The organism is Pikeienuella sp. (assembly GCF_046290545.1).
GTDB lineage: Bacteria > Pseudomonadota > Alphaproteobacteria > Rhodobacterales > Rhodobacteraceae > Pikeienuella.
Genome location: NZ_JBKAGV010000005.1, coordinates 187,846 through 211,548 on the forward strand (window position 1 = coordinate 187,846; position 23,703 = coordinate 211,548).

The window sequence follows — 23,703 nt, forward strand, 5'->3', positions numbered from 1 at the left end:
CCTATCGATGGTCTGTGCGGAGCTTCCGCTCCAGATATTGCGAGTAGCGGGACATGCCGAAGCAGAAGATGAAGAAGAAGAGCGCGATGAAGCCATAGAGCTCCCACACGATCCCGTTCCAGGCCGCATCGGCGCGGATGGCGGAGGAGAGACCGAGCGGGTCGAGGAGGCCGATCACGATCACCAGCGTCGTGTCCTTGAAGAGGCCGATGAAGGTGGAGACGATGTTGGGGATCGAGATCTTCAGCGCCTGCGGCAGCACGATCAGTCGCATGGACTGCGCATAGGTCAGCCCCATCGCGTCCGCCGCCTCGTATTGCCCCTTCGGCAGCGCCGCGATGCCGCCGCGGATCACCTCCGCCATGTAGGCCGAGGCGAAGAGCGTCACCATGATGCAGACGCGGAGGATGAGGTCGAAGTTCGAGCCCGGCGGCATGAAGTAGTTCAGCAGCGTCGAGGCGACGAAGAGCAGCGTGATGAGCGGCACGCCCCGCATCGTCTCGATGAAGCCGACGGAGATCGCCTTCACGATCAGGAGCTTCGATTGCCGCCCGAGCGCCAGCGCGATGCCGAGCGGCAGCGAGGCGACGATGCCGACGAGGCCGATGATGAGCGAGAGCATGAAGCCGCCGAGCTTGTTGCTCTCAACCTCCTCAAGCCCGATCGGCAGGACGGAGGAGAGCGCGCCGTCCACCGGCCCGACCAGCGTCAGCAGCCAGAACACGGTAGCCAGCACGGAGGCGACGAGCGTCAGCAGCGGCCCGAACGCCTCTCCCACGACCGCGGTGAAGAGCGCTTGCGCCCGTGTGAAGATCAGATAGCCGATCACCGGCCCGAGAAGCACCGCGACAGGCCCCCAGATCGATCCGCCCCAGATCAGCAGGTAGCAGATGAAGGGCGCCAGCGCCGACAGCCCGAGCAGCGCCCGCGGCGCCGAGGCGAAGAGAACGGGCCAGAGCGCGAGTACGACGACGATGAAGGCGAGGATCGGCCGCCAGTAGAGATCGGCCGGATAGAAGCCGAAGAAGAACTGGTTGAACCGCTCGTTGATGACGGCGAAGCAGGCCCCGCTCGCCTCCGCCCGGCAGCCGTTGAGCGACATTTCCGCCGGAGACCACGAACTGTCGATGAACCAGGGCAGGATCTCGTAGAGCAGGAACGCGACGAAGGCGAAGGAGAGGATCGTCAGCAGGCTGTTGATCGGCCCCGAGAAGAGATTGTCCTTCGCCCATTTCACCGGGCCGACCGCGGTCGAGGGCGGCGGCGAGGCGGGGATCTGCCCGTCCGCCACGAAGGCGATGGGGGCCTTGCGCGCGAGGGCTGTTTCGGCGTGCGTCTCGCTCATCTCACCGCTCCCTCAGCTTGATGCGTTCGTTGTAGAGATTCATCACGAAGCTGATGGAAAGCGAGATCACGAGATAGAACGCCATCAGCAGCAGAAGCGTCTCCATCTCCCGGCCCGTCTGGTTCAGCGTGATGCCGCCGAGCGTGCCCGTCGCGTCCATGTAGCCGACGGCGATGGCGAGCGAGGTGTTCTTGGTGAGGTTGAGATACTGGGAGATCAGCGGCGGCACGATCACCCGCATCGCCTGCGGCAGGATCACGAGGTTCATGGTGCGCGAGGGGCGAAGGCCGAGCGCGAAGGCCGCCTCCGTCTGCCCCTTGGAGACCGCCTGGATGCCGGCGCGCACATTCTCCGCGATGAAGGCGCCGGTATAGAGGGAAAGCGCGATCCAGAGGCCGAGGAAACTGTCCCGCACGAAGGTGCCGCCCTGGAAGTTGAAGCCCTGCAGCGCCGGATAGCCGAGATGGAAGCCGAGCGCGACGAGCAGCGCGATGAGCGGCAGGAACACGGCGGAAAGCCGGTACCAGAGCACGTTGGGCCGTTCCCCCGTGGCCGCCTGCTTCGCGTCCGCCGCCCGCCCGATCCGCTTCGAGGCGTAGAGACCGGCGAAGAGAACGGCGAGCACCGCGATGAGGTCGAGCGAGATTTTAAAGAGCCCGAGATCGAGATCGCCGAGCCCGCGGGAAAAGAGCGGCTCCGGGAAATATGCGCCCCGGTTGGTGAGGACGAAGGCGCCCGTCTCCACGTCGCGGAACTCGCGCGGGGCGGGCAGGCTCTCGTTCACCACGGCGGTGACGATGATGATCCAGAGCAGGGTCGGGACGTTCCGGAACGCCTCGACATAGACGGTCATCAGCTTTGCGACGATCCAGTTCTTCGAGAGGCGCGCGACGCCGGCGAGGACGCCGAGGATCGTCGCCGTGATGCAGCCGACGAGGGCGAGGACGAGCGTGTTGAGGATGCCGAGCACCGCCGCGCGGCCATGCGTGGACTGGGACGTGTATTCCAGCAGACGCTGGTTCACGTCATAGCCGGCCGTCGTCCAGAGGAAGGAGAAGCTGAAGGTCTTGCCGAGCGCCGCAAGGTTCTGCGCCGCGTTGCTGATCAGCCAGCCCACGCCCAGCATGAAGGCGAAGAGCGCCACCACCTGGATCGTCGTCGAGCGGTATCGCGTGTCGTAGATGAGCTGGGAAAGGCGGAACCCTTCCGCCGGCGGCGGGCCGCTGGTGACCGACATGTGCACCCCCTGTCAGGGCTTGAACGCTTTGGTTCTTTTCGTTGCGCGCCGGGCGGGCGGGCCGCCCGGCGCAAGGTCTCGGGCCGTCAGGCCGGGATCACCGGAACGGAGCCGCGTAGAGCAGGCCGCCCGCAGTCCACTGCGCGTTCAGGCCGCGCTCCAGCGCGATCGCGGTGTTCGGGCCGAGATTCGCCTCGAAGATCTCGCCGTAATTGCCTTCGGAGGCGATGGCGCGATAGGCCCAGTCCGCGTCGAGCCCGATCATCGCGCCGAGATCGCCCTCGGCGCCGAGGAGGCGCTTCACTTCAGGGTTGGTCGAGTTCGCCTTCATGTCGGAGGCGTTCGCCTTCGTCACCCCGTATTCCTCGGCGGCGATGAGGGCGTTCAGCGTCCACATGACGATGTCGCCCCACTGGTTGTCGCCATGGCGGACGAGCGGGCCGAGCGGCTCCTTGGAGATGATCTCGGGCAGGAGGATATGGTCCGCCGGCGCCTCGAAGGTGGCGCGGGTCGCGGCGAGGCCGGATGCGTCCGTCGTGTAGGCGTCGCAGGCGTTGGCGAGGTACTTCTGCTGCGCCTCGGCGTTCGTCTCGATCGGAACCGGCTCGTAGCTCATGTTGTTGGCGCGGAAGAAGTCCGCGAGGTTGAGCTCGGTCGTCGTACCGGTCTGGATGCAGATCGTCGCGCCGTCCAGCTCCATGGCGGAGGAGACGCCGAGCGCCTTCGGCACCATGAAGCCCTGGCCGTCATAGTAGTTCACGCCGACGAAGTCGAAGCCGAGATCGGTGTCGCGGCTGAACGTCCAGGTCGTGTTGCGGGCGAGCACGTCGACCTCGCCGGAGGCGAGGGCGGTGAAGCGCGTCTTGCCGGTGGTCGGAACGTAGGTGACCTTCTCCGCGTCGCCGAGCACGGCGGCGGCGATCGCGCGGCAGACGGAAACGTCGAAGCCGGACCACTTGCCGGCGGCGTCGGGCGCGCCGAAGCCGACGAGGCCGGTGGTGACGCCGCATTTCAGCGTTCCGGCGGCCTTCACATCGTCGAGGGTGGCGGCGGAGGCGGCGGAGGCGGCGAGCCCCGCCACGGCCATCGCGCCGAGAATGTATGTGGATTTCATCTTTTCAGACCTCTTCCCTGGTGGGCGGCCCCTTTGCGGGGCGCGTTACGCCAGCCCGACCGGCGCACAGGCGCCGATCAGGCTGATAACAGGGAGTGATGCACTGCGGGAGCGCCCCGTCAAGGCTTGGCGCCTCCGAATCCGGCGCCGCCGCCCTGTCAGACGACGCTTTGTCCGGATTGAACGCAAATGCCGAACGAACGGGCGCCCGGCTTCACAACTCGAGGATGAGGCAGGTCGTCGTTCCGGTCGCGTAGAGCTTGCCGTCCTCGCCCGTCATCCGCCCTTCCGCCGTCGCCGTGCGCCGGCCGACATGCACCGCGCGGCCCTCGGCCCGGATCAGCCCGCTCTTCGTCGTGGCCGCGCGCAGGATGTTGATCTTGTATTCGAGCGTCGTGTAGCCGCGGCCCTTCGGCAGCATGGTCTGCACGGCGCAGGCCATGCAGCTGTCCAGCAGCGTGCCGAACCACCCGCCATGGACCGAGCCGATCGGGTTGTAGGCGGAGAATTCGGGCCGCCCGCCGAAGACGACGCGCCCTTCCTCGACCTCCAGCAGGTCGTAGTTCAGCGTCCCCGCGATGGGCGCGCCGGCCAGCCGCCCGTCCCGGATCGCCTGCATGAATTCGAGGCCGGACATCGAGCCGATGACCTCCGGCCCCGGCATTTCGCTCATGTCCTTCGCAACGCGCCGCATCTCGTCTCTCCTCCTGTCGCGGTGCGAGGGTGTCCCGCCCCGCCCGGCGCCGCAAGCCGCCCGTCCGCGCGACGCAACGTCACTTCCCGCATCCGCGCGCTCGCTTGAATCCCGCGGCGCCCTCGCCCATTCTGCGCCCGCGTCCAGAACCGCCGGGGGGCTCATGCGTTCCATCGTCTTCGCCGTCGCCGCGCTGCTCGCCGGAGGGCTCTCCCCGGGCGGAGCCGCCGCGCAGGACATCGCCTGCGGCGGGTCCTACACCGTCGTCCGCGGCGACACGCTGCAGCTCATCACCAACCGCGCCTACGGCCCGGACAAGTCCTACCAGCTGCTCTACAGCGCGAACCGCGCGACGATCGGGCGCGACCCCGGCCTCATCGAGATCGGGATGCAGCTCGCCATCCCGTGCCTCGACGGCGGAACCGTCTCCGCCGCGCCGACGGCGACCGTGACGCTGGAGGCGCAGAGCACGGGCGCCCCGCCGATGCCGAATCGCGCCGCCCTTCGCGCCATGACGGGGACGGACTGGGCGCCCTTCACCGACCATACGCAGGAACAGGGGGGCATGATCACGGAGATCCTGAACGTCTCCCTCTCCCGCGTCATGGACGAGAAGGACTACAAGATCGACACGATCAAGGACTGGACGGCCCATCTCGTCCCGCTCCTTTCCGACGTCGCCTATGACGTCTCCATCGCCTGGTTCAAGCCGAACTGCGACCTGATCGAGAAGCTTGGGGAGGATGCGCAGTTCCGCTGCCGCAGCCTCTACTGGTCCGACCCGCTCTTCGAAATGATCACCGGCTATTACGTCCGTGCCGACGATCCGGCGAAGCCGCGCGCGCATGCCGACCTGATGGGCAAGCGCATTTGCCGGCCCGAGGCCTACGCCACCTACATGCTGGAGGAATTCGACCTGAAGGAGCCGGCGATCACCCTCGTCCGCCCGACGCTCTTCAGGGATTGCTTCGAGGGGCTGGTCGCGGGCGAGGTCGACGTCATCCTCGTCGCCACCACGGTGGCGGACAGCATGGCGGCCTCGCTCCGCCTTCAGGGGCAGATCGAGGAAATCCCCGAACTCGCCTATGTGACGACGATGCACGCCGTCTCGTCGATCAACAATCCGAGGAAGGAAGAGCAGATCGCCCTCATCAACGAGGGTCTTCGCCAGATCCGGGAGGACGGCGTCTGGTTCGAGATCGTGCAGCGCCACCTCATCGCCCATGCGGCGAAGACGACGGGCGGATGAGCCGCCCGCCGCCGCGCGTCAGTAGTAGGTGAGCTTCGTCGCCTTCCCGCGGAACACCGTATAGGCGATGATCGTGTAGCCGATGATCGCCGGCAGCACGAAGAGCGCGCCGACGAGGATGATCGCCAGGCTCTCCGGCGCGCTCGCCGCCTCGTAGATCGTTAGCTTCTCGGGCACCACATACGGGTAGAAGGAATAGGCGAGCCCGCCGAAGGCGAGGATGAACAGGAGGGCGGCAAGGGCGAACGGCGCCCAGGACCAGCCGTCATTCCGCATCGGCATCCGGTCCAGCATCCGCCAGAGCACGAAGGCCGCCGCCCCCGCCGCGAGCGGCAGCGGCGAGAGGAGCAGGATCTCGGGGAAGGCGAACCACTTCTCGAAGATGCGGGGGGAGACGAGCGGCGTCGCGAGGCTGATAAGCCCGAACCCGCCGATCATCGCGAAAAGCCCGGTCCGCGCCCAGCGCACCGCCCGGTATTGCAGGTCGCCCTCCGTCTTCAGGATCAGCCAGCACGCCCCGATGAAGCCATAGGCCGCCGTCAGCGCGAAGGCGGCGACGACGGCGAAGCCGAGCGTCGCCCATGTCCGCTCCAGCCCCATGATGTAGAGCCCGAGCATGTAGCCCTGCGAGAGCGAGGCGCCGAGGGAGCCGACGAAGAAGATCCGGTTCCAGAGCCGGTGCAGCCGCCCCGTCGTCTTCGCCCGGAACTCGAAGGCGACGCCGCGCAGGATCAGCGCGATGAGGAGGAGCGCGCAGGGAAGATAGAGCGCCGTCAGGATCTGCCCGTGCGCCGCCGGGAAGGCGACGAGGAGGAGCCCGACGGCGAGCACCAGCCACGTCTCGTTCGCATCCCAGAACGGGCCGATCGAGGCGATCATCCGGTCCTTGTCCTCGTCGCCGACGAAGGGCGTTAGCACGCCGACGCCGAGGTCGAACCCGTCCAGCACGACATAGATCAGGATCGAGAGGCCCATCAGCCCCGCAAAGACGAGTGGGAGCCAGATTTCCGGGGGGCCGAAGAGATCCATCATCGCCTCACTCCGCCGCGACGGCGACGGGCCCCGCGCCCGAGCGCACGAGCTCCGGCGCCACCTCGCCCCGCGCCGCCCTGCGCGCGAGCACGAAGAGCATCGTCACATAGGCGAGGATCAGCGCGACATAGACGGTGAGGTACATGATGAGGGTGGAGAGCACCATGCCCGCCGGCACGTCCGCCACTGCCTCCTTCACCGTCACCACGCCCTGCACGAGCCAAGGCTGCCGGCCGATCTCGGTCGTGTACCAGCCCGCGAGCGTCGCCACCCAGCCGGAAAAGGCCATCGGCACGAAGGCGCGCAGAAGCCAGGGGTTGAGCCCCGCCGCCGTCCGCCGCCGCCACATCAGGAAGGCCGCGCCCCAGGAGAGGGCGAGCATCGTGAAGCCCGTCGCCACCATAACCCGGAAGGACCAGAAGACGGGCGCGACCGGCGGGTGCAGAACCGTCCCGTCCTCCGCCACGAAGTCGTTGAGCCCCTGCACCTCGCCGTCCAGCGAATGCTTGAGGATCAGGCTCGCCCCGTTCGGGATCGCGATCTCGAAATCGTTGCGCCGCTCTTCCTCGTTGGGGATGCCGAAGAGCACGAGGTCCGCCGGCCCCGTCTCCCAATGGCCCTCCATCGCCGCGACCTTCTGCGGCTGGTGCTCCAGCGTGTTGAGCCCGTGCATGTCCCCCGCGAAGATCTGCGCCGGGATCAGCGCGGCCGCGACCCAGACGGACCAGCGGAACGTCGTCCGCGGCTCGCGCGAGGGGTCGCCGATCAGCATCCGGAAGGCGGAGAGCCCGGCGATCAGGAAGGCGCAGGTCAGCCCGCTCGCCAGCAGCATGTGCGTCAGGCGATAGGGCATCGAGGGGTTGAAGATGATCTCCAGCCAGTCGGTGGCATGCGCCACGCCGTCCCGCATCTCGAAGCCGGCGGGCGTGTGCATCCAAGAATTGAGGACGAGGATCCAGAAGGCGCTCATCGTCGTCCCGAAGGCGACGAGGAAGGTGGCGAGCGTATGCAGCCAGCTCGGCACCTTGTTCCAGCCGAAGAGCATGATCCCGAGGAACACCGCCTCGAGGAAGAAGGCCGTCATCACCTCATAGGCCAGCAGCGGCCCGGCGATGTTGCCCACCCGCTCCATGAAGCCCGGCCAGTTGGTGCCGAACTGGAAGGACATGGTGATGCCGGAGACGACGCCGAGCGCAAAGGAGAGCGCGAAGACCTTCACCCAGAAGCGATAGGCCGCCATCCAGGCTTCGTCCCCCGTCCGGTTGTAGAGCAGCTTGAAGGAAAGCAGCATCCAGCCCATCGCGATGGTGATGGTCGGAAAGAGGATATGGAACGAGATGTTCGCGCCGAACTGGATGCGCGAAAGGATCAGGGCGTCCATCATGGGCTCCGTGCCGCTAGGTCTGGTTCATAGCAGAAAATAGGCCGGAAGGCGTGAACGGGGAGGAACGCCCTGTCGCATGCGTCAGCATGGCGCTGACGATAGGTAAGGCGCCCGGCCGGTGTGGAGGGGGGCCGTCCCGGCCGGGCGGGCGACGGCGAACCGTCGCTTGACCGTTCAACGCGCGAGAAGCGGATTCCGTTGCTCAGAGGACCTGCAAAAAGATCATCAGCGCCGCGAGCCCGGCGAGGAAGGCGAGCGGCGCGCTTCGCGTCCACATGCCCGCCGCCAGCGTCGCCGCCGCCGCGAGGAGTCGCGCCGGGTCAGTCTCCCCGCCTGTGCCCGGCGGCCAGAGGATGATCGGGGCGACGAGCGCCGGCAGCACCGTCACCGGCACGAAGCGGAGGAGACGGTGCGCCCAGGGCGGCGTCTCCCGCCCCGCCATCAGCCCGATGAAGGAAAAGCGGATCAGATAGGTGATGATCCCCAGCGCCACGATCACGCCCCAGATCGTCAGGTCGTCACGCATCGCGCCGCTCCCGCCGTATCTCGTAGAGCGCCCCCGCCGCCATGCCGAGCGCCGCGCCGACGACAAGGCCGAGCGAGAAGGGCAGTGCGGAGGCGAGGAGCGCGCCCGAGGCGGCGACAGCCGCGGCGAGCGCCGTCGCCCGGTCGCGGATCATCGGCGCGCAGAGCGAGGTGAACATGATCGCCCCCGCGAAATCGAGCGGCCAGTCCGGCGGGATCGCGGCGCCGAGCACGGCGCCGACCCAGCAGAAGAGATACCAGAACGGGCAGACGGCGAGCGCGAGCCCGAAGAAATAGGCGAACTTCTCCTGCATGGTCCGCTCGTGCGCCTCGTAGTCGCGGAGCGCCATGGCGTAGACATGATCGACGAGGAAATAGGCCCCGACGAGCCGCCACGGCAGCGGCCCCCCGGCGATATGCGGGGCGAGGGAGGCCGAATACATCGCCATCCGGAGATTCACCGCCGCCCCCGCCAGCACGGCCATGAAAGCCGGCGCGCCCTCGCCCAGAAGCTGGATCGCGGTGAGGGAGGAGGCGCCGGCGATAACGATGAAGCTCATCCCCATCACCTGCGCGATGTCGAACCCCGCCTCCACCGCGACGACGCCGAAGAGGAGCGAGAAGGGGATCGAGGCGAGGTTGAAGGGCATTCCGTCCCGCAATCCGCGGCGAAAGAGCGGCCCGCTCCTGTCAGTCGTCATGTGGTCCCCCTGAAGGCGCGCCTTCAAAGCATGGGGAGGGAGCGGGGGGAAGGGGGGCTCCTCGCTCCCGCATCCGTGTTTCGCGCCGGATCCGCCGCAAGCGCCCGGCCGATTTGCCCCGCGGCGAATCGGCCGGCGCCCCATTCCCGCGCCTGGAAACGTCAATGCGGCTCGCGCAGCCCTTTTTCCGATTACCTATATATCACAGGTACATAACCCCCTTGCACACCGTGTGCACACATCCCTCACTCCCCCTCCGCCGTCTCCTCCGCCCGCCGCGTCAGCGCTCCCGGCAGGTGGAGGAGCAGGGGCGCGGCGATGCAGATGGAGGAGATCGTGCCGAGCGCGATGCCGAAGGTCGTCGCCGCCGCGAAGCCGAAGAGGGCGGGGCCGCCGAAGATCATCAGCGAGACCGTGGCGGCCAGCGTCGTCCCCGAGGTCATCAGCGTCCGCCGCAGCGTCTCCGTCACCGCCTGGTCGATGACGAGGGGCAGGGGCCCCGCGCCGGGGCGGCCCAGCGTCTCCCGGATGCGGTCGAACACCACCACCGTGTCGTTGATCGAATACCCCGCAACGGCGAGCAATGCGGCGATGGAGGTGAGGTCGAAGGAGAGGCGGGTGATCGCAAACAGCCCCACCACCATCGCCACGTCATGCGCCGTCGTTAGGAAGGCCGCGAAGGCGTAGCGCGCCTCGAATCGCAGCCAGATGTAGATCGCGATGCCGAGCACGGCGAGGAGGCTGGCGAGCGCGCCGCTCCGGAAGAGCTCGCCGGAAACCTTGGGGCCCACCACATCCACCGAGCGGATCTCCGCCCCCGCCCCCAGCGCGCGGGAGACGGCGTCCGCCGCCGCGCTCCCGCCCTCGCCCGGGGGCAGGCGGATGAGGACGGAGCCGCCGTCCAGCCCCTGCGCCTCGGCGCCGGTCAGCCCCTTCGCCGCGAGCCGCTCCCTCAGCGCCTCCAGCGCAGCCGCGTCCGCCTCCCGCCCCAAGGCCGCCTCGACGGAGACGCCGCCGGTGAAGTCGATCCCGAGATCGAGCCCCCGGAGCCCGAGCGCGACGAAGGTCGCGAGCAAAATCGCGAGCGAGACGGCGAAGCCGAGACGGCGCCATCGGGTGAAGGGCAGGGGCGCCGCGCGCCCCGGCGCAAGGCCGGATGATGTGATGGTCATGATGCGGGCCCGGTGCGGCCCCGTCCTCCCGGGCGGGGGCGCGGGCGCGCGCCCCACGAGACGCCCGATCAGAGATTTGGCGTGCGACCGGCCAGCGCGCAAGGGGAGCCGGCCGCGCACCAGATCGCCGCGGTTAACCTGCCGAAAATGTGTCTTGGGTATTCGTAAGCGCGACTGGGGCGAGGCCGCTTGGCTCGGAGTCCCCACGACTGCAGCCATGGAGCTCCCCTTGAATCTCAAGACCCGGATCGCGCTTGCGATCTTCCTGCCGCTTGCGTCGACCGTCGGCCTCGTCGCGCTCGCCCTTTCGGACTTGTCGCAGGCCGCGGCGGAGATGAGCGCCCGGGCGAATGTGATCCCGCTCAGCGACCGCGCAGGCGCCGCGATCCACGAGTTGCAGATCGAGCGCGGTCTCAGCGTATCCTTCATATCGGCGAACCGTGAGGGGCCGGCGCTCGCCAGGCTTCAGGATCAGCGGCTTCGCGTGGACGCGGCGCTGGAGGCCTTCGAAACGGCCGCTGACGACGCGCGCGCAGCCGTTCCCGCGCTTGCCGCGCCGCTGGACGCCGCGGTCGCGGTCCGCGCGGAGGTCTCCGCATTCCGGCCCGAGGTCGAGGCCGGGGCCGCCGCCCCGGAAGCGGCGGCCTTCTACACCGCCCGCATCGCGAAGTTCTCCGCCGTGATCTCGAACGCCGTGCGCCAGAGCCCCGATCTGGAAACGGCGCTGGACCTCGCCGCCGTCGCCTACATCGTTGAGGCGAAGGAAAATGGCGGGCTCGAACGCGCCTTCGGCGCGGCGCTGCTGAACCAGGCCGCCGCCGGGCAGGTCAACGCGCGGCTCTATCGCGACTACAAGGTTCGCCTTGTCGGGGAGACAGCCGCGCTGACGCTCTTTCGGCAGCAGGCGCCCGAGGCGCTCGTCGCCCGCTTCGACGAGGTCGTGGCCGGCCCTGCCGTCGCGCAGGTGACGGAATGGCGCACGATCCTGGCGGACTTGGACGTAACGCTGGATACGAAGGGCGTGACCGGCTCCGAGTGGTTCGATACCGCAACCGCGCGCCTCAACCTGATGCACGACGTGGCGAAGGATGCGCTTGCCTCCTCTGGCCTGGCCGCCACTGCGCGCATCGCCGTGTTGGAGACGAGAACGACCCTCTTCGCCGTCGCGGGCGCGATTCTGATCGTCGTCACGGCCGCGGCCGGCCTCCTGATCCGCGCCAGCCTCACGCGGGGCGTCGCGTCGGTCGGCCTCGCCCTTGGCGGGCTCCGCCGCGGCGCGACGCAAATCGAAATGCCGGCCCGGCGCCGGTCGGACGAGCTCGGCCTGATCCTCGAGGATGTCCGGCATGTCGCCGCCTATCTTGCGAAGACGGCAGACGCGGCGGACCGGATCGGCGCCGGCGATCTCGGCGTGAAGATCGTTCCCGTCTCCGAGGAGGACCGGATGGGCCGCGCCTTCGCGGCGATGGTCGCGGCGCTTAACCGCACGATCGGCAAGGCGCGCGAGGTCGCCTCCGCCGTCGAGGCCGGGGCCGGCGACATGGAGAAGACGGCGGAGACCATCGCGGACGGGGCCGAGACGCAGGCGGCCTCCGTCCAGTCCGCCTCCGCCGCGGTCGAGGAGATCACCGCCAGCCTCGGTCAGACCTCGCAGAACGCGCGGGAGACGGAGCGGATCGCCGTCGCCTGCGCCGCCGAGGCGCGGGAGAGCGCGGCGGCCGTCAACCAGTCCTCCGCCGCGATGGAGGCCATCGCCGAAAAGATCATGATCATTCAGGAAATCGCGCGGCAGACTGACCTTCTCGCCCTCAACGCCGCCGTGGAGGCGGCGCGGGCCGGGGAGCATGGGCGCGGCTTCGCCGTGGTCGCCTCCGAAGTGCGGAAACTGGCGGAGCGGTCGCAGGCCGCAGCGGTCGAGATTTCGGCTCTCTCGACCGAGACGCTCGGCGCCGCCCGCGCCGCCAGCGGCCGGATCGAGCATCTCGCGCCCGAGATCACCCGCACCGCCGCGCTCGTCTCGGAGATCGCCGCCGCGGTGCGGGAGCAGTCTTCGGGCGCCGAGAGCATCAACGAGTCGGTGCGCGCGCTCGACGCCGTAATCCAGGAAAACGCAAGGGCCGCACGGGCGGCGCGCGCGACCGCGGAGGCGCTTTCGGGCCACACGAACGAGCAGCAGTCGATGATGGCCGCCTTCACTCTGGCTGAGGCGGAGGGGGGAGCGCATGCGGGGAAACCGCCTGCGCAGGACCGGATGAAGGCGGCCGCCTGAAGCGAGGGCCGGCCCGCGCCAACCCGCGTGTCCCTCCGATCACGTCGCGCGGCCCCGGGCGTGCCGGCGGCGTTTCCGCTCCGCCCGCCCGGCGGGAAGGGGGGCGCGCCGCCCTTGCGGCGAGCCTGTCCCGACTGCGGGAGGAGCGGCGCCAAGTGCCGCCGCGCGGGGTCCGACGGTTTGTCGCAAAAGTGACAAGTTTTCAGAAACATCTCCAAAACAATACGTTAGGGGGTCTGCTCACTGTGAGCGCACACGCCTCGCGCCGTCGACGCAAACGAAACGGGCCGCCCCGATGGGGCGGCCCTCACTGTCCCTCGACTGACGCGAGGTCTTACATCATGCCGCCCATGCCGCCCATGTCGGGCATCGCCGGCTGAGAGCCCTTCGGCTCCGGCTTGTCGGCGACCATGGCCTCGGTGGTGATGAGGAGGGAGGCGACGGAAGCCGCATCCTCGAGCGCGTGGCGCACGACCTTGGCCGGGTCGATGATGCCCATCTTGAACATGTCGCCATATTCCTCGGTCTGGGCGTTGAAGCCGAAGTTCTTCTCCTTCGACTCCATGACCTTGCCGGCCACGACCGCGCCGTCGACGCCGGCGTTCTCGGCGATCTGGCGCAGCGGGGCCTGGATGGCGCGGGCGACGATCTTCATGCCGGTCGTCTGGTCCGCATTCGCGCCCTCGAGCCCGACGAGCACGCGGCCCGCCTGCACGAGCGCCACGCCGCCGCCCGGAACGACGCCTTCCTGCACCGCGGCGCGGGTGGCGTTCAGCGCGTCGTCCACACGGTCCTTGCGCTCCTTCACCTCGACCTCGGTGGAGCCGCCGACGCGGATCACCGCGACGCCGCCGGCGAGCTTCGCGAGCCGCTCCTGCAGCTTCTCGCGGTCGTAGTCGGAGGTCGTCTCCTCGATCTGGCTGCGGATCTGGGCGACGCGCGCCTCGATCTCGGCCTTCTCGCCGTGGCCGTCGATGATCGTGGTGTTGTCCTTGTTGATGGACACTTTCCGCGCCGTGCCGAGCATGTCGATGCCGACACTCTCGAGCTTCATGCCGAGATCATCGGAGATCACCTGGCCGCCGGTCAGGATCGCGATGTCCTGCAGCATGGCCTTCCGCCGGTCGCCGAAGCCCGGAGCCTTCACGGCCGCGATCTTCAGCCCGCCGCGGAGCTTGTTGACGACGAGCGTGGCGAGCGCCTCGCCCTCGACATCCTCGGCGATGATGAGGAGCGGCTTGCCGGACTGGATCACCGCCTCGAGCAGCGGCACCATCGGCTGGAGGGAGGAGAGCTTCTTCTCGTGGAGAAGGATCAGCGCGTCCTCGAGCTCCGCCGTCATCTTGTCGGCGTTGGTGACGAAGTAGGGGGAGAGGTAGCCGCGGTCGAACTGCATGCCCTCGACGACGTCCGTCTCCGTCTCGAGGCCCTTGTTCTCCTCGACCGTGATGACGCCCTCGTTGCCGACCTTCTGCATCGCGTCGGCGATCTGCCGGCCGATCTCGGACTCGCCGTTGGCGGAGATGGAGCCGACCTGCGCAACCTCGTCGGAGTCGTTCACCGGGCGGGACATCGCGCGGATCTCCGCGACGACCTTGGCGACCGCGAGGTCGATGCCGCGCTTCAGGTCCATCGGGTTGATGCCGGCCGCGACCGACTTCATGCCCTCGACGACGATCGCCTGGGCGAGAACCGTCGCCGTCGTCGTGCCGTCGCCGGCCTCGTCATTGGTGCGCGAAGCGACTTCGCGGACCATCTGGGCGCCCATGTTCTCGAACTTGTCGGAAAGCTCGATCTCCTTGGCGACGGTGACGCCGTCCTTGGTGATGCGCGGCGCGCCGAAGCTCTTGTCGATCACGACGTTGCGGCCCTTCGGGCCGAGGGTCACCTTCACCGCGTTGGCGAGGGTGTTGACGCCCTTCAGCATGCGGTCGCGGGCGTCGGTGCTGAACTTCACGTCCTTGGCAGCCATGTGGATGCTCCTTTATTCGTTGTCAGTGTCAGTCGCCGGGCGCGCTCAGGCGGCCTTCGCGGCGGAGGAGGGCGTGATGATCCCGAGGATGTCGCTCTCCTTCATGATGATGAGCTCCTCGCCGTCGAGTTTGACCTCGGTGCCGGACCACTTGCCGAAGAGGATCTTGTCGCCGGCCTTGACGGCCATCGGGATCAGCTCGCCGGAATCCTTGCGCGCGCCCTCGCCGACGGCGATGACTTCGCCTTCCTGGGGCTTTTCCTTGGCGCTGTCGGGGATGATGAGCCCGCCGGCGGTCTTGGCCTCGCCTTCGATGCGGCGGACGAGCACGCGGTCGTGCAGGGGGGTGAACGCCATGTCAGTCGCTCCTGGTTCGTCTGCGGTTGTTCGTTTCGGGAGGCTTGAAGGATGTTAGCACTCGCCTCCCCTGAGTGCTAACCGTGGCGCGGAGATAGAAACATCGCCGCGCGCCGTCAACCCCTCATTCATACCCGTTGCGCCGCGCGCGGAGCCGGGCGAAAGACGGGGCATGACCGAGATCATCGACTCCCTCGCCGACCTTTCCGGCCGCTATGACGCGCTCTTCTGCGATGTCTGGGGCTGCTATCATGACGGCGTCGCGCCGCTGCCGGGCGCGGTTGCGGCCTTGCGGGCCTTTCGGGCGGGGGGCGGGGCGGTCGTCCTCCTCACCAACGCGCCGCGGCCGCCGGAATCCGTGCGGCTCCAGCTTGAGGCGATGCGGGCGCCGGAGGACAGCTGGGACGTGATCGCCTCCTCCGGCGGCGCGGCGCGGGATGCGCTGCGGCGCGGGGAATGGGGCGCGCGGCTGCATCATCTCGGCGTGTGGGAGAAGGACGCGGCGGTCTTCGAGGGCGTGGCGGCGGAGCGGGTGCGGCTGGAGGATGCCGAGAGCCTCGTCGTCACCGGCCTCCGGGACGACAGGACGGAGACGCCGGAGGACTATGACGACCTGCTGACCGAGGCGGCGCTGCGGCGGCTGCCGATGCTCTGCGCCAATCCGGACCTTGTCGTGGATGTCGGCGGGCGGAGGGCCTGGTGCGCCGGCGCGCTCGCGGCGCTTTATCGGGAGAAGGGCGGCGCGGTCACGGAATACGGCAAGCCGCACCCGCAGATCTACGACCATGCCCGGCAGGTGCTGACGGAGGCGGCGGGGCGGGTGATTCCGGACGAGCGAATCCTCTGCGTCGGCGACGGGATCAGGACGGATGTCGCCGGCGCGGCGGGGGAGGGGCTGGACTGCCTCTTCATCGCCGCCGGCCTCGCCGCGGAAGAGGTGCTGGGGCCGGACGGGGCGCCGGAGAGGGGGCGGCTCGACCGGTTCCTCGGCGAGGCGAAGGCCGCGCCGCGCTATGCGATGGGCCTGCTGCGTTGAGCCTGCGCACAGTGCGCAGAGGGGTCAACCCGCTGAATACATGAAGCAATCAGAATCTTCGCATTTTGCGAAGGCTGCCCCCGCTTGCCTCTCCCTCTCCCGGATCAGGGGGGGCGGGAGCGCTTCATCCGTCCGGAAATCGCTTGACGGACGTAGTGGAGCGGGGGTGGGCCGGAGTGAAAGCGGCGAGCAACATAATTTCCCATTCCCGCCGGGGTGAGACCGGATATTACCTTCGTGCTTGCCGTTTCCGCGCTGCGGCGCTACATCCCGCATCAGCGAAGAGGGGATGCGCCATGTACGATTCGGACGGACGGGACGAGATTCGCCGCGGGACGATCTGCATCGAGGACATCGAGATCGGCATGTGCCGCCGCCTCTCGAAGACCATCGACGATTCCGACATCGAGCTCTTCGGCCGCGTCTCGACCGACAGGAACCCGGTGCATTTCGATGACGACTACGCGCGCGACACGATCTTCGGCGGGCGCATCGCCCACGGGATGCTGACCGCGGGCCTGATCTCCGCCATCATCGGGGAGCAGCTGCCGGGCCATGGCTCGATCTACATGAAGCAGTCCCTCACCTTCCTCGCCCCCGTCCGGCCGGGCGACCATGTCGAGGCGAAGGTGACGGTGACGGCCATCGACTACGGCAAGCGCCGCGTCACGCTTGAATGCTCTTGCGCCGTGGGCGATACGGTCGTCCTGAAGGGGGAGGCGCTCGTCCTCGCCCCGTCGGCGAAATTCGACTGAGGCGGCCGCGCGCGATCCGGGGCCGCGCCTGAGCGGCGGAACGGGGGCGGATGCGGATCATCGAAGGGCTGGACGAGGTCCGCGACGGGGATCGCGGCGCCTCCGCCGCCATCGGCAATTTCGACGGCGTGCATCTCGGCCACCAGGCCGTGCTCGATCTCGCCCGCGCGCCGGATATGGCGACGGGCGCGCCGCTCGGCGTCGTCACCTTCGAGCCCCATCCGCGCGAGCTGTTCCAGCCCGATGCGCCGCCCTTCCGGCTCATGCGCCTCGGCGCGCGGGCGGACCGGCTCGCCCAGCTCGGCGTCGACCGGCTGTTCGTGATCCGCTTTGACCGGGATTTCGCGGCGCTCACGGCCGAAGCGTTCTGCGCCGAGGTGCTCGCCGGCCGGCTCGGGCTTTCCCACGCCGTCGTCGGCGCGGATTTCCGCTTCGGGATGAAGCGGGCGGGGGATGCGGCCTATCTTCGCGAGGCGGGCGCCCGGCTCGGCTTCGGCGTCACCATCGCCGATCTCGTGGGCGGGGAGGCGGGCGAGGTCTCCTCCACCGCGATCCGCGCCGCGCTCGCCGAGGGCCGGGCCGAGGACGCGACGCGCATGCTCGGCCATCTCCACCGGATCGAGGGCGTGGTGGAGCATGGCGAGAAGCGCGGTCGCGAGCTCGGCTATCCCACTGCGAATCTCTCGATGGCGGGCCTGATGCTCCCGCGCTTCGGCGTCTACGCCGTGCGCGTCGAGGTGAAGGACGGGCCGCATCGCGGGCAATACGAGGGCGTCGCCTCGCTTGGCGTGCGCCCGATGTTCGGAGAGAACCGCCCGAATATCGAGACTTACATCTTCGACTTCAAAGGCGACCTTTACGGCGCGCGGCTATCCGTCGGCCTCGTCTCCTGGCAGCGGCCGGAGCTGAAATTCGACGGGCTGGAGGCTCTGATCGAAGCCATGAAGGCGGACGAGGCGGAGGCGCGCAAGCGCCTCGGGGAGGCGCGGCGATGACGGGTTTGCGCGTTTTCCTTTTCAACGTGGTCTTTTACGCCGTGACCTTCGTGCGCGCCATGTGGATCGCGGCCGCCTGCCGCTTCGTCTCGCCCGACAGGACCCGGGCGATGATCGCCTCCTGGTGCCGCTGGACGCAATGGTGGGTCCGGATCTGCCTCGGCGGGCGGATCGAGGTGCGGGGGGCGGAGAACCTGCCGCCGCCGCCCTATGTGCTGGCGCCCAAGCACCAGTCCGAACTCGACGTCGCGGTGATCTTCGGGCGCCATTCCGATTGCGGGGCCGTGGTGATGAAGGAGCTGGGGGACCTGCCCTTCCTCGGCGCCCTCATCCGCAAGCTCGACCTCATCACCGTCTCGGTCGAGGGCGGGCCGCAGGGGCTGACCGAGATGATCCGGGAGGGCGCGGTCCGGGTCGCGGCGCAGGGACGGCCGATCCTGATCTATCCCGAGGGAGAGCTGATGGCGCTCGGCGCCAAGGCGCGCTACCGCACCGGGGTCTTCAACATCTACGACGCGGCGAAAATCCCGGTCGTCCCCGTCGCCCAGTCCCTCGGCGCGATCTGGCCGAAGCGGGAATGGGCCAAGAAGCCGGGGCGGACCGGCGCGATCCAGTATCTGCCGCCGATCCTGCCGGGGCTGGAGAAGGACGAGTTCATGGCCCGGATCGAATCCGAGGTCGAGGCGGCGACGATGGCGCTGATCCGCGAGCACGCCGGGCCCGCGGAGCTGGCCGCCGCGGAGGACCGCTTCGCGCGGAAGGCCGGGAACGAGTAGCGGCCGAACCCTCTTGATCCCCGCGCTGAGCCGTGCGGAAGTCGCAACGAGCTAGACAGGGGTTCGGGATGACGGATCAGGCGGCGGCGGGCGCGCCGAGCAGGGCGGCGGGGAACCAGTTCGCGCTCTTCGGCTCGCGGCGGTTCACGCCGCTCTTCATCGTGCAGTTCCTCGGCGCGTTCAACGACCAGACCTTCAAGAACGCCTTCGTCGCGCTCCTGACCTACCGGCTGGCGGACAGCATGGCGCTGACGGAGGGGCAGGTGGACCTCTTCGTGCAGATGTCCGCCGGGCTCTACATCCTGCCCTTCGCGCTCTGCGCCGCGACGGCCGGGCAGATCGCGGACGGGATGGACAAGGCGCGGATGATGCGCCGGGTGAAGTTCGCGGAGATCGTCCTGATGGGGATCGCCGCCGCGGCCTATCTCACGCAGGCGCTGCCCGTTCTCCTGATCCTCATGTTCCTGATGGGCGCGCAATCCGCCTTCTTCGCGCCGATCAAGTATGGCGTGCTGCCGCAATACATGAAGCGGGACGAGATGCCGGCGGCGAACGGGCTCATACAGGGCGCGACCTTCCTCGCCATCCTGCTCGGGCAGATCTTCGGCGCGAAGCTGGTGCTGACCGATTCAGGGGTGCTCGCCGTCTCCGTCGCGGTCGTCGTCATCGCGGTGATCGGCTGGATCGCGAGCTTCTGGGCGCCCTCCGCGCCGCCGATGGGGCCGAAGCCCAAGGTCAACTGGATCATGCCCCTGGCGATGGTGCAGATCATCCGCGAATGCCGGGATTCGAAGCCGGCGATGTTCGCGATGCTGGCGCTCGGCTGGTTCTGGTTCGCGGGGGCGACGTTCCTTTCGCTGATCTTCCAGGTGGCGAAATTCTCGCTCCTCGCCTCGGAGGATGTGGCGCTGATCCTCCTCACCTCCTTCTCCGTCGGCGTCGCGCTGGGCGCCGTGTTCTATTCGGTGATCGTGAAGGGCGAGGTGACGCTGAAGACGGCGCCATGGGGCGCGGCGGGCATGGCCGTCGGCGCGCTCCTCTTCTATTTCGCGGTCGGCGCCTATGGCGCGGGGCTCGAAGGGCGGACGGAGCTGATGGGTGTCTCCGAATTCCTCGGGCGGGCGGAAAGCTGGCCGGTGCTCGGCGCGCTCGTCTTCATGGCGATGTGCGCGGGGCTCTACGTCACGCCGCTCAACGTCGAATATCAGGTGAAGGCGCCGGAGGGGCGGAAGGGGCAGTTCGTCGCCTGCTCCAACGTGATCGACAGCCTCTGCATGGTCTTTTCCGCCGCCGTCACCGCCGCGCTGATCGGCGCGCTCGGCGTGCCGCGGGAGGGGGTGTTCGCGCTCGCCGGGCTTACGGGCTTCATCGCCGCCTGGATCGTCTGGCGGAAGGCGCGGGCGGAGGGGTGAGGCCGGTCGAGCGCTTCGCGCCCTCGCCGACCGGGCTGCTGCATCTCGGCCACGCCTTCTCCGCGCTCATGGGCTTCGACGCGGCGCGGGCGGAGGGGGGCGTCTTCCGCCTGCGGATCGAGGATCTGGACGCGGGGCGGGCGCGGCCGGATTTCGAGGCGGCGATCTTCGAGGATCTGCGCTGGCTCGGCCTCTCCTGGCCCGAACCCGTGATGCGCCAGTCCGCCCGCGGCGCGGCCTATGAGGCGGCGCTGGCGCGGCTCGGGGCGATGGGGCTCGTCTATCCCTGCTCCTGCACGCGGGCCGACATCGCCGCGGCGGGCGGCGCGCCGCAGGAAGGGGCGGAGGCGGGGCCGCCCTATCCCGGAACGTGCCGGCCGCGGACGGGCGGGCGCGCGGCGCCGGGCGCGGCCCATGCGCTCCGGCTCGACATGGCGGCGGCTGCGGCGCGCGCCGGGGCGCTGACCTTCCGGGAGATCGGGGCGGGCCCCGCCGGGGAGACGGGGGAGATCGCGGTCGCGCCGGAGGCGCATGGCGACGTCGTGCTGAGGCGGAAGGACGGGGCGGCGGCCTATCATCTCGCGGTCGTCGTGGACGACGCGGCGGAGGGCGTGACCCATGTGACGCGGGGGGAGGACCTTTTCGCGGCCACGTCCGTCCACCGGCTCCTCCAGGCGCTGCTCGGCCTCGCCGCGCCGATCTACCGCCATCACCGGCTGATCCGGGACAAGACCGGGCGGCGGCTCGCCAAGCGGGCGGATGACGTCTCGCTCGCCGCGCTGCGCTCCGCCGGCTGGTCCCCCGAGGATGTGCGGCGCGCGGTCGGGCTCGTCAGAGCCGGCCCGTAGCCTTCGCCCAGGCGGCCATCTCCGCCAGCCCCTGCGCGAGGCCGACCTGCGGGCCCCAGATTTCCGGCGGGACCGGAGGCAGGGCCGGGTCCGCCCCCCAGTCCGGCGCGAGGATTTCCCGCGCCTTGCCGGGGGTGAGCATCGCCGCGCGCCCGGTGAGCGCGGAGAAGGCCCCGCCCGCCGCCCCGAGCGCCCGGAGCGCGAGGGCGGGGAGGCGGATCGCCTTCGGCTCCCGCCCCAGCGCGAGTGCGCCGGTCTCGGAGAGCTCCGCCCAGGTGTAGCCCTCGCGGCGGCGGTCCGTCAGTTCGTGGAGGGCGCCGCCGCCGGGATGCGCCGCGAGCGCGGCGACGGCCTCCGCCGCGTCCCGCGCCGCGATGAGGGAGACGCGCGCGTCGGGCGCGTTGAGCATGACCTGAACGCGCCCGGCGGCGAGCTTCAGCACCTTCAGGCTCTCCTCGTCATGCGGCCCGTAGATCGCGCCGGGGCGGAGCACCCGGAAGTCGCCGTCCCCGGCGAGCGCGCGGAGCCGTTCCTCCCCCGCCCGCTTCGAGGCGGCGTAGGCGGAGAGATGCGGCGCGCGCGCGGCCATGGAGGAGACGAGGATGAAGCGCGCGCCAGGGCTCCGCGCCCGCCACGCTTCGGCGAGCGCGCCCGTCCCCTCCGCATTGGCGCGCATGAAGCCGGCCGTGTGCGGCGCCTTCACCACGCCCGCCATGTGAACCACAAGGTCCGCCCCCTCGCAGAGGCGCTCCAGCATGGCGGGCTCCGAAAGGTCGCCGGGGATGAGGTCGATCCAGTGCTCCGCCAGTTCCGGCAGGTCGGGCGCGCGGCGCACGAGCATCCGGAGCCGCCATCCCTTCGCGGCGAGCGCGGCGGCGACATGGCGGCCGAGAAAGCCCGCCCCGCCGGTCAGCGCGGCGAGGCCGGTCACGCCGGGCCGAGGTCGAATTCGCCGTCGAGGAACATGATCCGCGCCTTCGCGCGGGAGAGCTTGCCCGAGGAGGTGGAGGGCAGGGCCCCGTTTTTCGCCAGCGCGACCCGCGCCTCCAGCCCGTGCGCCTCCCGCAAGGCGGCGCGGATCTCGGCGCGGAGCGCCTCGCGCTCCTGCGGCTCGCGCAGGCGGCATTCCGCGACGAGGACGATCTCCTCCTCCGTCTTCGTGCCGCCGTCATCGGGGAGCACGGAGAAGGCGGCGGTTCCCCCGGCGCGCACATGCTCCACCATCCGCTCCACCGACCATTCGAGGTCCTGCGGCCAGATGTTCCGGCCGTTGACGATCATCAGGTCCTTCGCCCGCCCGGTGATGACGATCTGCCCCTCGCGCAGATAGCCGAGATCGCCGGTGTCGAGCCAGCCGCCGGAAAGCGCGGCGGCGGTCGTCTCCGGATCGCCGAAATACTCCCGCATCAGCGAGGGGCCGGAGGCGAAGATGCGGCCGACCGCGCCCTCCGGCAGCGTCTCCCCGTCATCCCCCCGGACCACGATGGCGTGGCCGGGCAGGGCCGGGCCGCAGAAGGCGAAGTCCCGCGCCTTCTCCCCCGGCGCGGCCGGGCGGGCGACCATGTCGCGCTCCAGCGCGTCGAGCGCGAGCCGCTCCGTCCTCAGCCCCTGTCCGAGCGGCGCGAAGGAGAGCGCGAGCGTCGTCTCCGCCATGCCGTAGGAGGGCGTGAAGGCGGCCGGGTCGAAGCCCGCTTCGGCGAAGCATTCGGCGAAGGCGCGGATGATCGGGGCCTTCACCATGTCCGCCCCGATGCCGGCGACGCGCCAGGAGGAAAGGTCCAGCCCTTCCGGCGCGCGGCCCTTGGCGCGGCGGAGCGCGAGGTCATAGCCGAGGGTCGGGCCGAAGGTCACCGTCGCGCGGTTCCGGTCGATCAGTTCGAGCCAGAGCAGCGGGCGGCGGATGAAATCCTTCGTCTCGATATAGTCGGCGGAAAACTGGGTGGCGATCGGCGTCAGGAAACAGCCGACGAGCCCCATGTCGTGATAGAGCGGAAGCCAGCTAACGCCCCGGTCGCCCTCGCGAAGCTTCAGCCCGTGCGCGGCGATGCCATGGAGATTCGCCATCATCGAGCGATGCGTGACGGCGACGCCCTTGGGCGAGCCGGTCGTGCCCGAGGAGAACTGGAGATAGGCGATATCCTCCGGCGCCGGGGCGAATTCGGGCGCCGCGCCCGCGGCCTCCGGCAGATCCGCCATCCGGCCGCAGAAGAGGAGCGAAGCGCCCGCCATCGCCTCCGCCACCCACTCGGCATACTCGGCCCCGGCGATCACGGCGCGGGCGCCGGCGACGCCGACGATCCGGCGAAGCTGGTCCGAATAGGCCTCCCGCGCCCCGAAGGCGACGGGGAGCGGCAGCGGCGCGGGCGCGAGGCCGGCGATCATCGCCCCGGCGAAGGCGCGGGCGAAATCCGCATTCGTCTCCGCGAGAATCGCCACGCGGTCGCCCCGCCGGAGGCCGAGGGCGAGCAGGCGCGCGGCGACGCCCCGCGCCTCGGCCGCGAGGCGGGCATAGGGCAGAACCTCCGCCACTTCGCCGCGCGTGTTGTAGTATGTGAAGCCGGTCGCGCCCGCCGCCGCATAGTCCAGCGCTTCCGCGAAGGTCGCGAAATCCGCCGGGCGGAAGATGATTCCGCTCGCCGTGGGGGCGGGGGCCGGTATCGGATTCGGGGCCTGCATGTCCGGTTTCGGGCCGCTTTCTTTCAGGGTCTCGCGATCAGGCCCCGGCCTCTATCACTTCTGCGCCGGGGGCGGAAGCCCGGCGCCGGGTTGACGCTGGCGCCGGCGCGCGCAGCGTGCGAGCAAGACGCGCATCCGGGCGGAGGAGGAACGA

21 protein-coding genes are annotated in these 23,703 nt (G+C 69.6%); 8 read left to right on the forward strand and 13 right to left on the reverse strand.

The features are described from left to right. Nucleotide 1: 1 nt before the first annotated feature. The 4 genes from ACE37J_RS03545 to ACE37J_RS03560 all read right to left on the reverse strand — a co-directional run bounded on the left by ACE37J_RS03545 (nucleotide 2) and on the right by ACE37J_RS03560 (nucleotide 4,390). Nucleotides 2-1,345: an amino acid ABC transporter permease gene (locus ACE37J_RS03545; protein ID WP_409707123.1), complete on the reverse strand. Its 1,344-nt coding sequence runs from the start codon at nucleotides 1,343-1,345 to the stop codon at nucleotides 2-4. A gap of 1 nt (nucleotide 1,346) precedes the next feature. Further along, the gene (locus tag ACE37J_RS03550; protein WP_409707126.1) at nucleotides 1,347-2,582 is read right to left on the reverse strand and encodes an amino acid ABC transporter permease; all 1,236 of its coding nucleotides are present in this window, start codon (nucleotides 2,580-2,582) and stop codon (nucleotides 1,347-1,349) included. A gap of 97 nt (nucleotides 2,583-2,679) precedes the next feature. Continuing rightward, entirely contained in the window at nucleotides 2,680-3,696 is a 1,017-nt protein-coding gene (locus tag ACE37J_RS03555) for an amino acid ABC transporter substrate-binding protein (protein ID WP_409707130.1), read from the reverse strand. A 214-nt stretch (nucleotides 3,697-3,910) separates the two neighbouring features. Then, nucleotides 3,911-4,390 (reverse strand): PaaI family thioesterase, encoded by a 480-nt coding sequence (locus tag ACE37J_RS03560; RefSeq protein ID WP_409707133.1) that lies wholly within the window; start codon nucleotides 4,388-4,390, stop codon nucleotides 3,911-3,913. 163 nt (nucleotides 4,391-4,553) lie between these two features. Here ACE37J_RS03560 and ACE37J_RS03565 point away from each other — a divergent pair, with 163 nt between their 5' ends. Next, complete coding sequence (locus tag ACE37J_RS03565; RefSeq protein WP_409707136.1) at nucleotides 4,554-5,639, forward strand: peptidoglycan-binding protein; 1,086 nt, start codon at nucleotides 4,554-4,556, stop codon at nucleotides 5,637-5,639. An 18-nt stretch (nucleotides 5,640-5,657) separates the two neighbouring features. Here ACE37J_RS03565 and ACE37J_RS03570 read toward each other — a convergent pair whose 3' ends face one another. The 5 genes from ACE37J_RS03570 to secF form a co-directional block, all read right to left on the reverse strand. After that, nucleotides 5,658-6,671 carry a cytochrome d ubiquinol oxidase subunit II gene (locus ACE37J_RS03570; RefSeq protein WP_409707139.1) on the reverse strand — a complete coding sequence of 338 codons (1,014 nt, stop codon included), beginning with the start codon at nucleotides 6,669-6,671 and terminating at the stop codon, nucleotides 5,658-5,660. Between the two features lie 4 nt (nucleotides 6,672-6,675). Beyond that, nucleotides 6,676-8,052: a cytochrome ubiquinol oxidase subunit I gene (locus ACE37J_RS03575; RefSeq protein ID WP_409707142.1), complete on the reverse strand. Its 1,377-nt coding sequence runs from the start codon at nucleotides 8,050-8,052 to the stop codon at nucleotides 6,676-6,678. A 205-nt stretch (nucleotides 8,053-8,257) separates the two neighbouring features. Then, nucleotides 8,258-8,581, reverse strand: coding sequence for an AzlD domain-containing protein (locus ACE37J_RS03580; protein ID WP_409707146.1), 324 nt, complete (start codon nucleotides 8,579-8,581; stop codon nucleotides 8,258-8,260). Next, complete coding sequence (locus ACE37J_RS03585; protein WP_409707149.1) at nucleotides 8,574-9,281, reverse strand: AzlC family ABC transporter permease; 708 nt, start codon at nucleotides 9,279-9,281, stop codon at nucleotides 8,574-8,576. Before ACE37J_RS03585 ends, ACE37J_RS03580 begins: the two co-directional genes overlap by 8 nt. 245 nt (nucleotides 9,282-9,526) lie before the next feature. Then, a complete protein-coding gene (secF, locus tag ACE37J_RS03590; RefSeq protein WP_409707152.1) occupies nucleotides 9,527-10,453 on the reverse strand; it encodes a protein translocase subunit SecF in 927 nt (308 codons plus the stop codon). 229 nt (nucleotides 10,454-10,682) lie between these two features. On the opposite strand from secF, the gene ACE37J_RS03595 reads away from it, so the two are divergent. Beyond that, nucleotides 10,683-12,722, forward strand: coding sequence for a methyl-accepting chemotaxis protein (locus tag ACE37J_RS03595; protein WP_409707155.1), 2,040 nt, complete (start codon nucleotides 10,683-10,685; stop codon nucleotides 12,720-12,722). Between the two features lie 334 nt (nucleotides 12,723-13,056). On the opposite strand, the gene groL is transcribed toward ACE37J_RS03595, so the two are convergent. Both groL and groES read right to left on the reverse strand, forming a co-directional pair. Further along, nucleotides 13,057-14,694, reverse strand: coding sequence for a chaperonin GroEL (gene groL, locus ACE37J_RS03600; protein WP_409707158.1), 1,638 nt, complete (start codon nucleotides 14,692-14,694; stop codon nucleotides 13,057-13,059). Nucleotides 14,695-14,739: 45 nt separating this feature from the next. Beyond that, the gene (groES, locus tag ACE37J_RS03605; RefSeq protein WP_409707161.1) at nucleotides 14,740-15,051 is read right to left on the reverse strand and encodes a co-chaperone GroES; all 312 of its coding nucleotides are present in this window, start codon (nucleotides 15,049-15,051) and stop codon (nucleotides 14,740-14,742) included. Between the two features lie 172 nt (nucleotides 15,052-15,223). Between groES and ACE37J_RS03610 the strand changes: the two genes are divergently transcribed. The 6 genes from ACE37J_RS03610 (at nucleotide 15,224) to gluQRS (ending at nucleotide 20,873) form a co-directional block, all read left to right on the forward strand. Further along, nucleotides 15,224-16,087, forward strand: a complete 864-nt coding sequence (locus ACE37J_RS03610; RefSeq protein WP_409707164.1) for a TIGR01459 family HAD-type hydrolase — start codon at nucleotides 15,224-15,226, stop codon at nucleotides 16,085-16,087. A 296-nt stretch (nucleotides 16,088-16,383) separates the two neighbouring features. After that, nucleotides 16,384-16,842, forward strand: a complete 459-nt coding sequence (locus tag ACE37J_RS03615; protein WP_409707167.1) for a MaoC family dehydratase — start codon at nucleotides 16,384-16,386, stop codon at nucleotides 16,840-16,842. A 50-nt stretch (nucleotides 16,843-16,892) separates the two neighbouring features. After that, nucleotides 16,893-17,837 carry a bifunctional riboflavin kinase/FAD synthetase gene (locus ACE37J_RS03620; RefSeq protein WP_409707170.1) on the forward strand — a complete coding sequence of 315 codons (945 nt, stop codon included), beginning with the start codon at nucleotides 16,893-16,895 and terminating at the stop codon, nucleotides 17,835-17,837. After that, a complete protein-coding gene (locus ACE37J_RS03625; RefSeq protein WP_409707173.1) occupies nucleotides 17,834-18,613 on the forward strand; it encodes a lysophospholipid acyltransferase family protein in 780 nt (259 codons plus the stop codon). Before ACE37J_RS03620 ends, ACE37J_RS03625 begins: the two co-directional genes overlap by 4 nt. A 68-nt stretch (nucleotides 18,614-18,681) precedes the next feature. Beyond that, nucleotides 18,682-20,025 carry an MFS transporter gene (locus ACE37J_RS03630; RefSeq protein WP_409707176.1) on the forward strand — a complete coding sequence of 448 codons (1,344 nt, stop codon included), beginning with the start codon at nucleotides 18,682-18,684 and terminating at the stop codon, nucleotides 20,023-20,025. Next, a complete protein-coding gene (gluQRS, locus tag ACE37J_RS03635; RefSeq protein ID WP_409707179.1) occupies nucleotides 20,022-20,873 on the forward strand; it encodes a tRNA glutamyl-Q(34) synthetase GluQRS in 852 nt (283 codons plus the stop codon). Before ACE37J_RS03630 ends, gluQRS begins: the two co-directional genes overlap by 4 nt. On the opposite strand, the gene ACE37J_RS03640 is transcribed toward gluQRS, so the two are convergent. Continuing rightward, nucleotides 20,857-21,804: an NAD-dependent epimerase/dehydratase family protein gene (locus tag ACE37J_RS03640; RefSeq protein ID WP_409707182.1), complete on the reverse strand. Its 948-nt coding sequence runs from the start codon at nucleotides 21,802-21,804 to the stop codon at nucleotides 20,857-20,859. The genes gluQRS and ACE37J_RS03640 overlap by 17 nt on opposite strands. Continuing rightward, nucleotides 21,801-23,549, reverse strand: coding sequence for a fatty acyl-AMP ligase (locus ACE37J_RS03645; RefSeq protein ID WP_409707185.1), 1,749 nt, complete (start codon nucleotides 23,547-23,549; stop codon nucleotides 21,801-21,803). The genes ACE37J_RS03640 and ACE37J_RS03645 overlap by 4 nt, the downstream gene beginning before the upstream one ends. Nucleotides 23,550-23,703: the final 154 nt, after the last annotated feature.

What these genes read in the sequence shown, in the direction of transcription:
- ACE37J_RS03570 (WP_409707139.1), bottom strand. Translation starts at nt 6,671, where the DNA reads ATGATGGATCTCTTCGGCCCCCCGGAAATCTGGCTCCCACTCGTCTTT.
- secF (WP_409707152.1), bottom strand. Translation starts at nt 10,453, where the DNA reads ATGACCATCACATCATCCGGCCTTGCGCCGGGGCGCGCGGCGCCCCTG.
- ACE37J_RS03550 (WP_409707126.1), bottom strand. Translation starts at nt 2,582, where the DNA reads ATGTCGGTCACCAGCGGCCCGCCGCCGGCGGAAGGGTTCCGCCTTTCC.
- groES (WP_409707161.1), bottom strand. Translation starts at nt 15,051, where the DNA reads ATGGCGTTCACCCCCCTGCACGACCGCGTGCTCGTCCGCCGCATCGAA.
- ACE37J_RS03625 (WP_409707173.1), top strand. Translation starts at nt 17,834, where the DNA reads ATGACGGGTTTGCGCGTTTTCCTTTTCAACGTGGTCTTTTACGCCGTG.
- ACE37J_RS03610 (WP_409707164.1), top strand. Translation starts at nt 15,224, where the DNA reads ATGACCGAGATCATCGACTCCCTCGCCGACCTTTCCGGCCGCTATGAC.
- ACE37J_RS03630 (WP_409707176.1), top strand. Translation starts at nt 18,682, where the DNA reads ATGACGGATCAGGCGGCGGCGGGCGCGCCGAGCAGGGCGGCGGGGAAC.
- ACE37J_RS03545 (WP_409707123.1), bottom strand. Translation starts at nt 1,345, where the DNA reads ATGAGCGAGACGCACGCCGAAACAGCCCTCGCGCGCAAGGCCCCCATC.
- ACE37J_RS03585 (WP_409707149.1), bottom strand. Translation starts at nt 9,281, where the DNA reads ATGACGACTGACAGGAGCGGGCCGCTCTTTCGCCGCGGATTGCGGGAC.
- ACE37J_RS03645 (WP_409707185.1), bottom strand. Translation starts at nt 23,549, where the DNA reads ATGCAGGCCCCGAATCCGATACCGGCCCCCGCCCCCACGGCGAGCGGA.
- ACE37J_RS03555 (WP_409707130.1), bottom strand. Translation starts at nt 3,696, where the DNA reads ATGAAATCCACATACATTCTCGGCGCGATGGCCGTGGCGGGGCTCGCC.
- ACE37J_RS03615 (WP_409707167.1), top strand. Translation starts at nt 16,384, where the DNA reads ATGTACGATTCGGACGGACGGGACGAGATTCGCCGCGGGACGATCTGC.
- ACE37J_RS03580 (WP_409707146.1), bottom strand. Translation starts at nt 8,581, where the DNA reads ATGCGTGACGACCTGACGATCTGGGGCGTGATCGTGGCGCTGGGGATC.
- groL (WP_409707158.1), bottom strand. Translation starts at nt 14,694, where the DNA reads ATGGCTGCCAAGGACGTGAAGTTCAGCACCGACGCCCGCGACCGCATG.
- ACE37J_RS03620 (WP_409707170.1), top strand. Translation starts at nt 16,893, where the DNA reads ATGCGGATCATCGAAGGGCTGGACGAGGTCCGCGACGGGGATCGCGGC.
- ACE37J_RS03565 (WP_409707136.1), top strand. Translation starts at nt 4,554, where the DNA reads ATGCGTTCCATCGTCTTCGCCGTCGCCGCGCTGCTCGCCGGAGGGCTC.
- ACE37J_RS03575 (WP_409707142.1), bottom strand. Translation starts at nt 8,052, where the DNA reads ATGGACGCCCTGATCCTTTCGCGCATCCAGTTCGGCGCGAACATCTCG.
- ACE37J_RS03560 (WP_409707133.1), bottom strand. Translation starts at nt 4,390, where the DNA reads ATGCGGCGCGTTGCGAAGGACATGAGCGAAATGCCGGGGCCGGAGGTC.